This is a genomic window from Fibrobacter sp. (assembly GCA_024398965.1).
Taxonomy (GTDB): Bacteria; Fibrobacterota; Fibrobacteria; order Fibrobacterales; family Fibrobacteraceae; genus Fibrobacter.
The window spans coordinates 198,102-210,109 of record JAKSIF010000002.1 but is presented as its reverse complement, the minus strand read 5'-3'; the positions used below and the strand labels follow the sequence as shown (position 1 = coordinate 210,109).

Here is a 12,008-nt window from a genome sequence, read left to right as displayed (position 1 = left end):
CTCTAAAGAAGGTTATCGATGTGGAGCAGAAACTGCGGGACATGGGGCTGAAATCTGCGGCAGATCTCTATGCCAGAGGCGTCGGTGAAACCTTGACCTACCTGGAGTTCCCGCACGAGCATTGGCGAAGCATCAGGACCAACAACATCCTGGAACGTCTCAACCGCGAGATTCGCCGTAGAACAAGAGTTGTGGGTTGCTTTCCGGATGGCGAATCAGCCTTGATGCTTGTCTGCGCTAGGCTAAGGTATGTGGCATCAAAAGACTGGGGCACCAAGCGATACTTGAATATGAAACACCTCTATGAACTTGAAAACCAAAGGGAAATTGAAACAGAATTGAAAAAAGCTAGGAAGAACCTGGCCTAGAATCTGATGTTGGAACAAACTATTTTTGCGAAAAACCCTTGACACTACCATCAAAAATTGATAACCAGCGCCGTTCATTTTCAAAAATCCTTAATTTCTTTCAAAAATATACTAATTTTTGGCGGATTTTTCAAAAAATCTTAATTATTGTTGGGGGGGTCAGCTACCCAGGGGGGTAAAGATTTATCTGTTAAAAATCGGTGCCTGAATTATAGCAGTATCCGATGTTATTGAAACATGCTGGATAACCCTGCTCTTCAATATCGGAATTTCCTATTGAAATTCCGTTAGCCATTAACCAATCTAGTTTTTGCTGTAATTCTTTTACGTTCATGTGAACTTCTAGGGGTTAACATGAATATAAAATATTTTGTGTGAATGTTCGGCGATGATTTTATAAGATGTTGTTTTTCGTCCATAATGTGGGGAGGTGTGCTTCTTCTATTTTTTCAATAATGTAGGCAATCTCTCCTGCATTTAGTTTTCCTTGTTCGTATAATTCCTCTAATTTTTTATTTCTAGTAGGAGTGTCTAAATATTTTAATTCAGTTACCTGTTTTTGATATGCTCCGTAGGGAAGTGCGTTTGTGTTGTGGGAATTGTTCGTTTTTTGAGTTTGGAAGGTGACTACTTTTTTGTTAAATTCAAGAAATTTCTTTATGTTTTGTATCTCAATTGATATTTTTGTTATAGGAAAATAGCCGTATAAATCATCTATTTCTTTGACATACTCGTCGATTACGGAAGAAATTTCCTTCGCTGGAACTTCTTTTTCAAGTCTCCACAAGTGGTGTTCATTGGCGTAACCTAGTTTTGTAAGGAAGCTTAAGAAACTTTTTAGGAAATTTATGTAGTACTCGTCTATGCTGAAATTTTCAGAAACAGTCAAGTTGGCTAGCTTGCTTATTATCTCAATGAATATGGCCTTGTTTGGGATGCATCCATATTGAAAAATACGGATATAGAATTTGCTGAAATATTTGTCCTTCTCGTTAAAAAGTCCTTGGATTAACAAATGCCATTTGTCGGGATTCTTTTCAAAAAAGACAAAAGACAGCATTACGATTTCATGAATACTTTTGTTTGAATCGATTTGTTTTGATAAAGACCGTAGCTCTGAATTTTTCTCATATTTGGTATAGAAAGAATCAGGATTGTTTAATAATGATTCTGCAATTTTATGTACTTTTTCTAGCTTCGAAAGACCCTCGTTTCCGGCGAATAATAGCTTTTTAATGGTTTCGTTAATTTTTTCGTTGTGATTTTTTATTTGGATTGCATTAAATACATTACTTTTTGAGGATACGTCTTGTTGCTTATAGTCTAATTTGTAATCTAGCAAGGCATATAGTTTGAGTAGTAGTCTATTTGTATTTGTGTTAAACGAAGAAATCTCTATTTGATTTGCAGGCTCTTTTTTGTTGTCTGATAAAAGTTCTTTTATTGAAAATTTATTTTCGCCTAATTGGAAAATGGGTAATTCATCGAAATCTCTGTTGTACTGCATTTCGTCAAATACGTCATAAAAAAATTGTTTGATTAAATGAAATACTACAACAATTTTTATTTCACCTTTAGGAATTTTATATTTTTCTACACAGAGATTTACTTCTTCTAGAAAGATCATTGTTTTTCTAAGAGGAAATTGTATGAATAGAGGTCCTGTTTCTGGACTGATTTTGAACTTTTGATAAACGGGATGCTCAAGCCTTTGCGATTCAAATAAAAATGAAAAATCTTTTGCGTTAATTGTATACTTTGAACATCCAATAAATTTTTGAATAGCTTTTTCAAACGGTATTGGTGTTAGTAGTACTCGTAATGGAATGTATTTTTCAAGATAGAAATGGTCTTTAATATTTAAGATGTTGAGAAGTTCAGCTTCGCCATACTGGTATATGACCTTTATGCTATTGGAAGAAATTTGATTTGAGATTGAAAATAATTTTATGATGGTGTGTTTATCTGCTATTCTATCAATGTCTTCAATATTTAGGATGATTTTCTTCTTTAATTGTTCAGAAAGGAGTTTTATTTTGTCGTATGACAAGGTGTATGATTCTGAATCTTGTTGAAAAAAGTTTTCAAGTCCCCATAAGTTTATCTTTTTGAAGAAGTTCTTCAATTTAGATGTTGCTGGTGTGTAAAATCCTTCTTTTCTAAAAATAATGGATAGTTCCTCTAGAATAAATTCTTCGACGTTATCAAGAGTACAACTCATTACTTTTATTGTAATGAATTCGTATTCGTTTTTAACATCTTGTTTCAATAAGTTTGATAAAAAAGTTTTTCCTTCTCCCCAAACGGAAGAAATGCCGATTTCATGAATGTTTGTGTTCTTTAGAAATTCTTTTATTTTTTCTAGATCGCCGATTCGTTCTTCAAATAAATTTTCTTTTTTGTTTTCTTTGGGCGAAATGACATGGGATTTGTGAGCCTGAAATGCAAAATAGCATATTGCAATGATTAGGATAATTGAGTACGCAATATAGAATTTGTCTTCTGTATCTAAACATGGCGAATATTCGTTATGTTTTGACCATAGAAAGGCTACTAAATTGGCTTGTAATACTAAAAAGAAACGGATTTGATAGGATGCATTTTCTTTTTTTATGCAATACACAACGAGACAAGCTATGAAAGAAGGAAATGCTACTGTGGCATAAATTTCAAAGGAAATGTCTGTTTTGACAATGGAAAAAAGGATTGTTGATAAAATGAATGTTGAAAGAGCCAGAGTGACAAAATACCTTAGAACTTGCACAACTTGATTTATTTTTTGCACGATGTTGGTCATGGTAAGTTCGTCTGCTGAAAATGGAGCTATGGAATATTTTTTGATGGCAAAACAAGTTTTCTGCCCATTTCTTCAATGACTTGTTTTGTGTTATTATGTAACACATTGGCACTTGAAGAAAATGTTAGTTCTGCAAGATAGATAGATTCTTGAACATAAAAAAAATCAACCCTTACAAAGGGGAATGGTTTTGAAAGAATTTTTGCGTATTCAATAATCTCTTTTAGTTTAGTCGGCTTGTTAATTTTCTCGTTTAATCGGTTTTCTTCTCCAATTCTATATGCGACTCTTTGCCAGTCTAGAGTGTAAGAAAATGCATCATAATTTCCGTTCAAATGTTTGCGACATACAAGAAAAAAATCGGGTTCACCATTGATGCAGTATAGTTGAATTTCTAAGGGCGACTCTTCTAATAATTTTTCACAAACGATTTTTCTTTGAATCTTTTCGTACTGAGGCTCATATGTCTCAAAACCGAAGTTTTGATTCATCCATTCGTTAAGTTTCTTTTTGGCTTTATCACTATTTAATGAATCCTTGTCCAGACAAATAATGTTGCTTCCTGAGGCATGGTTGCATTTAAGAACGAACTGATTTGGTAAGGATGCGAAGTCAATATCGTCTGCTTTTTCATATACTCCGAACAATGGAACCAGAATTTTTTCTAAGCCACATTGTTTTACATATTCTCTAACGCGATATTTATCTGCACATAAAGTTTTTAGGGGGTGTTGCCAGTATCTTGACAACCACATCATTTTCTCATTTATATTTTTTACATCACGATAGTCTAATTTTTCGTGTGTTTGGTTGTAATACCATTCTTTAACCCCAATCCAGTAAAATAGCTTCGGAAAATTTTTTCTTAACCGTCTATTTGAAAAATCAAGCCAGAAACCTTTTAACCATTCTAAAATTTTAGTCATATCCGCTTCCATTCTTGGTCAATTAAAAAGAGCCCTTTATTCCATATAAATCCTGAATTGTAAAAATCTGAATTTTGCATTTGAAATGATCCTGCGTTTTCTGCCCAATAAACAACATCCTCATTGAACTTTAATTCGATTCCTATTGAATAGATCCCTGCATTTAAGGGGAGTTTTCTAAAAGAACATTCTATGGATATGTGTTCAGAGCCATCTAGATGGAATGTTTTGTTTTTCAGTTTTGAAGAAAAATAGTGGATATATGTTTTGTCTGCAGATTCAATTTTCCCTGCAACTTCTAAAGCACCTTTGATTTTCTTTGGATTGTCTATACTTATGTGAAGATGTATTGGATCGTTATTTGTTATAAAACCGTTAGGTGATTTAAGAGAAAAAGAACGGACTTTCAAAATACCATTTCCCGAGAATGAAATATTTTGTGTATTCCAGTGGGTTGCTGTTGTTGCGTTTTGCAAATATGAATCAACAACATTATCTATGCTTCCGGTCTGTTTTATTTTGCCGTATTCAAGAAGAATACCGTTCTTGCAAAGGTTCTTTACCGCGGCCATATTATGGCTCACGAACAGCACGGTCCGGCCTTCGCCTTTGCTTACGTCCTGCATCTTGCCGATGGCTTTCTTCTGGAATTCGGCGTCGCCTACGGCCAGCACTTCGTCCACCACGAGGATTTCGGGTTCCAGGTGGGCGGCGATGGCGAAGCCCAGGCGGACGGTCATGCCGCTGGAGTAGCGCTTGACGGGGGTGTCGAGGTAGCGTTCGCAGCCGCTGAAGTCTACGATCTCGTCCAGCTTGCGGGAGATTTCGGCGCGGGTCATGCCCATGATGGCGCCGTTCATGTAGATGTTCTCGCGGCCGGTCATTTCGGGGTGGAAGCCGGTGCCCACTTCCAGCAGGCTTGCGATGCGGCCCTTGGCGCGGATGATGCCCGTGGTGGGTGCGGTCACGCGGGAGAGCAGCTTGAGGAGCGTGCTTTTGCCTGCGCCGTTGCGGCCGATGATGCCCACGACGTCGCCCTGTTCCACCTTGAAGTTGATGTCCTTCAGGGCCCACACGTAGTCGCTGGAACCTTTGCTTGCGCGGTCGTTGGTTTCGCCTACTTTGAGGTAGGGGTCCTCGCGGCGCAAGATCTTGGTCTGCCAGAATCGATTGAGGTCGTGGCTGAGCGTGCCCGTGCTTACCAAGCCCAGGCGGTACTGCTTGCTTATGTTTTCAAACTCGATTGCGGTGGCCATATCACAAAAAGTAATAAATATTTGACGAAAGAATCAAATGAGAAAAAATGTTAGCTGGTTTTATATCTATTTTTTTTCCATGTTTGCTTTTGAACTCAATTTTTTAATTTCAATTATTCTTGCTTGCATTGGTTGGGTATTTTTTAAAAATAAAATGCCTCGTCGATTATTTATGGCTGGTTTTGTAACGATACCTTTAGTGTCTTTTGTTGTTTTTTGCAAAGAAAATTTGGGCCTTATCGAAAGTAATCTGATTTTTTTGATTGTCTACTTTGGGGCGACTTGGACTCTAGTTAGTTATGCTCGTTTGCCTAAAATAATGACTCTCATGCAAGAATTGAGAGAAACGTCTCGATTTACAACGGTGTTATTTTTTGTAATTCAGTCCATTCTATTCTTATGTCTCTTGACTATACCTTGGGCTGGAGAAATGTTTCAGCTGAATAATGCTGATGCAGTACTTTTCACTCTATTTGCCCCCATTGACGGATCCGGTGAATTTGTGATTAAATCGTTTATCGACTATGTGCTTGTTAATGGTGCCGTTACATTGTTGATGATTTTTGTTTTGCAGTTTATTTTTGCAAGATTATTATATGTAGGAAAATCGTTTGTCGTGAAATTGAATGTCATTTCAAGATATGTTATGCAGTTTCTTTTGGGGGCGGTGTGCTGTTTTTTGTTCCTAATTCCATCTATTTTTTTTAGCCAATCTTTTGGAGCTTTGTTTGAAAATAGTGTGGATTCTGAATTCTATAGAAATAATTATGTAGAGCCAGCATTGATTGATTTGAATATTCAGCCGAAAAACAAAAACTTGATTGTACTGTTTTTGGAGTCTATGTCCAATAATTTCAGACCCTACACCCCAGAATTGAATGAGTGGAGTAAGCTAGGAATTGATTTTGAACCTGGTGCAGAGAGCGTTGCCGGGGCTAGTTGGACTATTGCAGGAATAACGACTGCACTGTGTGGTATCCCCTTAAATTTACCAATGAATATTGATGAATATCACGGAAAGCTACCGACCTATTTGCCGGGAGCAGACTGCATTACCGATTTATTGGAAAAACATGGGTATAATCAAGTTTATGTTCAGGGGTCTAGTGGCAAGTTTACCCAGAAGAATTTATTTCTTGAATCTCATGGAAACGTAAAGTTATATGATGATTCCTTGATTAAGGAAATGGAAAATATTCCAAAAGAATATAGGGTTTTCTGGGGCTTGGAAGACAAAAAGGTTTTTGATTTTGCAAAAAAGCAAATGGATTCGTTGTCTAAGCTGAGTGAACCTTTTGTAACTTATATTCTTACGGTGAATACTCATCAGCCCGATGGTTATGTTGATGAAGCCTGTTTGAAAACAGAAAGTAATGGCATGAGAAATGCTTTGCGCTGTTCCTCTTTTCAAGTAGACGAACTTTTGAAATGGATTGCTGCACAATCGTGGTACAGTAATACGGTTGTTATGGTTGCTGGGGACCACACTTTACAACTTGTTGCAGAAAAAGTCGGATTGCCTTTAGATGAACATCTTTACACGATGTCGTTTTTCCTGAATGTGTCACAGAATGATGTTAATCGAAAACGAAATTATTCAAATATGGATCTTGCTCCGTCTATTCTTGAGGCGTTGGGGTGGCAACTTCCTGATCATGGCTTTGGTTTAGGAAGATCGTTGTTTTCCAAGGAACCTACCATGCTTGAACTATATGGTTTGGATAGCTTGAATACCCTGTTGCGTCAAAGAAGCATTCAATATGATAAGTTTATGGATGCAAAATGATTCGCTTGAAATAAAAAAATATTGCAAAAACGCTTTGGCTATACGTTTCCATAAATGTTCTTTGGATTCTGTTGAAGTCGAAATTACCTGGGCTAAAAGAATTGCCATGATGCCTGCGCAGTGGCTAAGGGCTACCCAGTTGAATTCGCCTATGCCAAACTATCTGAACTTGAATGCCTCAAGGATACTAGAGAGGTGATTAACTCTCTGCCATGTGTCGCTGGAACGTGCAATCGCATTTCCGCAGGACCTCTGAAGGGAATCGGCCCCTCGGCAGCATGCGTAGAGCATGGGATTTCGGGAATCCCGTAGAATAATTCATGAAAAAGAATGTGGTTGTCGGCAATAGTGCCGAGTTTTCTCTCGTGGACGAGAGTTTCTTGAAGAACAAGGTTTACACCATCCGCGGCGTAAAGGTGATGCTTGACGCCGATCTGGCGGAAATTTATGGGTATAGCACCAAGGATTTCAATAGGCAAGTTAAGAATAATATAGAACGTTTTCCCGAGTTTTTCCGATTTCAGTTGACTGTGGACGAAATTGCTGAATTATCGAGGTGCAAAAATTGCACCTCGATGCAGATCAAAGGGGTGAAAGGTGGGCGAGTCTATTTACCTTATGCATTTACAGAACAAGGTATTTACATGTTGATGACCGTTCTTAAGGGGGAGCTTGCTATTAAGCAAAGTATTGCCATAATGCTTTTGTTTAAAGAAATGAAGGATTACATTGTTGCTGAAAATCAGCAGTTGCTTGGTGCGGATGGGCTTGCCCAACTGGGTGCTCAGACTGCTTTGAATACTCGGGAAATAGGTCTGGTTCGGCAAGATCTTGGAAATTTGTCCAATACAGTGTTCTCCATGCAAGATGATTTACAAAAGGTCATGGACAATTTCATTGACCCTAATACCTACAAGCATTACTTGATCATGAATGGTCAAAAACTTGAGGCGGACATTGCATATACGCAGATTTACGCTCTTGCAAAGAAGTCTATCTATGTTATCGATGAGTATGTGTGTGTAAAGACTCTTGACTTGCTGCGAGGTGTGCCGGAAGGCCTTGAAATTATGATTTTCAGTGACCAGTGGGGTCGCCAGGTATTGACGGAGGCTATTCTTGCTGATTTTAGGGCTGCTAGGCCCGATCTGACGCTTTCTGTAAGGTCTGCCATGGGAATTTTCCATGATCGTTATGTCTTTATCGACTATAACGAGGAAAATGAGATTCTGTACCACTGTGGCCCCTCCAGCAAAGACGCCGGGAATAGGGTGGCAACTGTAGCGACACTTGAATTCAAGGACCTTTACCACCCTCTGATGGACTTGCTGTTGAAGGAGGCTTGAGGTTGGGGTCCTCGCGGCGCTAGCCATGTCTGGGGATGTAGTAAAAAATCTAGACCCCCGATCAGGTCGGGGTGACTGGGGAGTGGATTCTATCGCTTCGCTCCAGAATGACGTCTTGGCTGGATGTGTGCGGAAAATTCCACTTGACAAGTAGTGAACATTTGTGTATTTTGTTGTCGTGAGAATTAATCCTCTTAGCTGAAATTGGAGAGGTGATTAACTCTCTGCCATGTGTCGCTGGAACGTGCTATCGCATTTCCGCAGGACCTCTGAGGGGCATTTGGCTACTAAGCAAAGTATTGCGATCGTTCGTCTTTTCAAGGACAAGAAGGATTACATTGTTGCTGAAAATTAGCAGTTGTTTCTGAATGGGAAAAAGTTGGAGGTCGATGTTGCCTGTTCTGCCATGGATGTTGTGAATGGATTGCACAAAGTCGGGCGGTTTGTGTCAACAACTGTTTGCAAAATACTTGCGGAAACGGCGAGACTCTTGATTTATTTTCGCTGGAGAATTATATTTTAGAAACATTCAAAAAATGGGATGTTGCCAGATCATCGCCTGTTTAGCTTTGGTCCTAAGTTTATTATATGAACTCTAAAAAGGACTAGGTTATGGCGTTGAATACAAAACCGGTGGTTGTTCCTCCGTCACAGGTGGATAAGGTAATGAAGTATCTTGCCGGGGAAATCAAGATACCCAGGGTAAGTCGGCCTATAACTTATAAGCCCGCTTCTAAGTAGTTAATGATTCTGCAAAATGATTTTGAACATCTTCCTTGTTCCGAGGAAGATTATTTGTCGTTGTCGAAAAAAGATTCAATTGCGGGAGCCAGGGTACTTGTTTTGCATCCTTTGGAAACGGCAATACCGTTTTATAAGTCTCTCGGTTTTATGGAAGTTGCGGCTGAAGAGGATGAATCCGTGATTGAATCTATGGTGTTGGATGTTTGGAGGGAAAATTAGACGTTCTTTGCTTTACACCGTATCCATAAAAGTTTTCTGGATTCTGTTGAATACGATAATTCCAAGTGCCAACAGGACTATCATGAATCCTGCGCTGTAGCCTAGGGCGGCCCAGCTGAATTCTCCAACGCCGAGCATCCCGAACTTGAATGTTTCAAGAATACTGGAGAGGGGATTTGCCTGCATCAGCATTTTAAGGCGCGGGTCGGTGATTGTGCTTAACGGATAAATCACCGGGGTGGCGTACATCCAAAGCTGCACAATAAAGCTGAGCAGAAATACAAGGTCGCGGTACTTTGTTGTAAGGCTGCTGAAAAGAATGCCGAATCCCAGTCCCAGACCCGCAAGAATCAAAATAAGTGCCGGGGTCAGGAGCGCGTACAAATTTGGATGTACGGGAGCGTCCGTGAAAATCATGTAGTAAGCAAATACCACCAGAAACAACCCCATCTGAATAGCAAGGCGTACCAGATTACTTGTGACTGTTGCCATGGGCACCACAAGGCGCGGAAAGTAGACTTTCCCGAAAACGTTGGCGTTGTCGATAAAGGTTTTGCTGGTCTGGTTCAAACATTCTGCAAAGTATTGCCACAGGCAAATGCCGGCCAGGTAAAACAGTGGCTGGGGCAATCCGTCGGTACTGATTTTTGCGATGCCGCCAAACACCACCATAAACATGATGGTTGTCATGATGGGTTGGATGAAGAACCACAGTGGGCCGAGAATGGTTTGTTTGTACCATGTGACGATATCGCGTTTTACGAACATTCTGTAAAGATCGCGGTACTGCCAAAGTTCTTTGAAGTCAATGCTTAAAAGGCTGGACTTTGGCTTGATTTCGGTGGTCCATTTTTCGCTATTCGCTGCGTTCATTTTGTACCAGCCTGTATTTGAAAAAGTTCATCTCGCCAATGGAGCGGAGGGTGTCTACGATGATGGTGTCGCCAGTATCGTTGCCGAGGGAATCGGATCCGTAATAGTGGCGCAGTAGGAAATCATCAAGTTTGGGCTCGTTTATGACAATAACATTGCTATCAACGACTTGTCGCATGGGGTTGGTGATGCAGTATTCTGCGAGGGTTTGGGTGATTTCTGGCAGGTAGGGGGTCCAGTATCCGAAACTGATTGTGTTTCTGTAGCTGCCGAAGGGCTCGGCCTTGTAGGGCGGCATCTTGTGGTGGCTGAATCGCATGTAGGCATTCATGCTCAAGAGGAACACTTTATCCGGGTTGCTGTCGATGTAGTCAAAAACTTGCTTGTAGTCGGTGGAGTCCTTGATTGCTAATGTTCTTGACTTGCCTGTACTGGGGTCACGGACTGAGTTGCCCGCTGTAGCATAGGAAATTGTGTTTATAATGGCAATAATAACAATCGTTGCTATGGTTGTTTTGCAGTTGATAATTTTATTCAATTTTTCTATTTGGATTTGCTTCCATAGAGGAACTGCTAGAATTGCAGCATAAAGCCAGAATCCACTTTCGACGCGATACACTAACCGGTTTTGCGCGAGCAGCATGGTCATTAAAAGAAAGATGACGCCAAGGCTTGCCCAAAGGTACGGAAACTTCTTTTTGTTTGTACAAAGTATTAAAAGACACGCGGCGAACCAAACCCAGCAAAGGGGGGCACGCAAAGATTTGCCCAGCGCCTGCAACAGTTCTTGCGGGATGGATTTGCGGTCGTTTTTGTAGCGGTATGCTCCAATGACGTTTACGATGGACTGCATGCTGTCCTTGGCGAAGGTCTCTGTGTCGTAGAAGGTCCAGTTGGTGAGCATGTGGTAATCTTTGCCGGACCGACCCATTTCTTCCATATCCTCGTAGACTGCATTCTCGTTGTAGTTGGAGCCGTCGCCGAGTGCTGCCCTTGGTCCCTGGATTTCCATGTAGGGTTTGTATTCAGGGGTGGTATAGAGGCGACGGTCCCAGTGCTGTAGGCCGAAGGCTGCGGCGAACATTACGGTTAGTGTGATGATTACCGGAATTTTATTTGCCCAGCATTTTTTGATGTTGAATAAAAGTCCGATGCAGAAGAAAGGCATGCCCATGAGGAATGCTTGCCAGCGCATGACGCTTCCCCAGAGAAGAAGAAAGAGGGCGTAGGCAAAGGGAGCGCGGCGGCTTTCGCACACGGCGTTTGCAAAAACCAGCATCCCTGCGGCGCTTAGCAAACTTGCACACTGCGTGAATTGCAGCACTAGGTAAAAATCACTGGCGAACAAGGCGACGAATAATGTCGCCAAAAGCGTTCCCCATCGCATACCCATTTTTTTGATGATGATATAGCTGATGGTACAAAAGCTCAGGAATATGCTGAACATCTCGCCGATATAGTACCAGCCGATGGTGGGAAATAGTTTGTATAAAGGAATCAGCGCGTAGCCGTAGATTGCGTTGACGAAAAGCAGGTGTGGGTTGTAGTTGGTGCCGTGGGCTCCAGTCAAGACTGCGGCCATAAAGTAGTCGTCGATGGCGCCAAACTTGAGGTCGCCAAAGATTAGGCAGAGTGCCAGAAAGAATAGGTTGATGGCTAGGGATAAGGCTACGGCATGCTTCATTCTTAAACG

At 40.6% G+C, this 12,008-nt stretch carries 10 protein-coding genes; 4 read left to right on the top strand and 6 right to left on the bottom strand.

Features of this window, described 5'->3' with window-relative positions; all coding sequences use genetic code 11:
* Window positions 1-368 (top strand): transposase (locus MJZ26_01825; GenBank protein MCQ2104507.1); only part of this gene is annotated, 368 nt, incomplete at its 5' end.
* 190 nt (window positions 369-558) lie between these two features.
* On the opposite strand, the gene MJZ26_01820 is transcribed toward MJZ26_01825, so the two are convergent.
* Genes MJZ26_01820 through MJZ26_01805 form a run of 4 tightly spaced genes read right to left on the bottom strand, consistent with a single transcriptional unit; the run spans window position 559 to window position 5,347 of the window.
* Window positions 559-702 carry a hypothetical protein gene (locus MJZ26_01820; GenBank protein MCQ2104506.1) on the bottom strand — a complete coding sequence of 48 codons (144 nt, stop codon included), beginning with the start codon at window positions 700-702 and terminating at the stop codon, window positions 559-561.
* Window positions 703-762: 60 nt separating this feature from the next.
* Window positions 763-3,165: a KAP family NTPase gene (locus MJZ26_01815; GenBank protein ID MCQ2104505.1), complete on the bottom strand. Its 2,403-nt coding sequence runs from the start codon at window positions 3,163-3,165 to the stop codon at window positions 763-765.
* 26 nt (window positions 3,166-3,191) lie between these two features.
* Complete coding sequence (locus tag MJZ26_01810) at window positions 3,192-4,091, bottom strand: hypothetical protein (protein MCQ2104504.1); 900 nt, start codon at window positions 4,089-4,091, stop codon at window positions 3,192-3,194.
* Window positions 4,088-5,347, bottom strand: coding sequence for an ABC transporter ATP-binding protein (locus MJZ26_01805; GenBank protein MCQ2104503.1), 1,260 nt, complete (start codon window positions 5,345-5,347; stop codon window positions 4,088-4,090). The genes MJZ26_01810 and MJZ26_01805 overlap by 4 nt, the downstream gene beginning before the upstream one ends.
* A 37-nt stretch (window positions 5,348-5,384) precedes the next feature.
* Here MJZ26_01805 and MJZ26_01800 point away from each other — a divergent pair, with 37 nt between their 5' ends.
* The 3 genes from MJZ26_01800 to MJZ26_01790 all read left to right on the top strand — a co-directional run bounded on the left by MJZ26_01800 (window position 5,385) and on the right by MJZ26_01790 (window position 9,442).
* A complete protein-coding gene (locus MJZ26_01800; protein ID MCQ2104502.1) occupies window positions 5,385-7,133 on the top strand; it encodes a sulfatase-like hydrolase/transferase in 1,749 nt (582 codons plus the stop codon).
* Between the two features lie 320 nt (window positions 7,134-7,453).
* Entirely contained in the window at window positions 7,454-8,479 is a 1,026-nt protein-coding gene (locus MJZ26_01795) for an ORF6N domain-containing protein (protein ID MCQ2104501.1), read from the top strand.
* Window positions 8,480-9,223: 744 nt separating this feature from the next.
* Complete coding sequence (locus MJZ26_01790; protein MCQ2104500.1) at window positions 9,224-9,442, top strand: hypothetical protein; 219 nt, start codon at window positions 9,224-9,226, stop codon at window positions 9,440-9,442.
* A 12-nt stretch (window positions 9,443-9,454) separates the two neighbouring features.
* On the opposite strand, the gene MJZ26_01785 is transcribed toward MJZ26_01790, so the two are convergent.
* Both MJZ26_01785 and MJZ26_01780 read right to left on the bottom strand, forming a co-directional pair.
* Window positions 9,455-10,315, bottom strand: coding sequence for an ABC transporter permease (locus MJZ26_01785; GenBank protein MCQ2104499.1), 861 nt, complete (start codon window positions 10,313-10,315; stop codon window positions 9,455-9,457).
* On the bottom strand, window positions 10,299-11,999 hold the full coding sequence (locus tag MJZ26_01780; GenBank protein ID MCQ2104498.1) for a hypothetical protein: 1,701 nt from the start codon (window positions 11,997-11,999) through the stop codon (window positions 10,299-10,301). Before MJZ26_01780 ends, MJZ26_01785 begins: the two co-directional genes overlap by 17 nt.
* Window positions 12,000-12,008 lie beyond the last annotated feature (9 nt).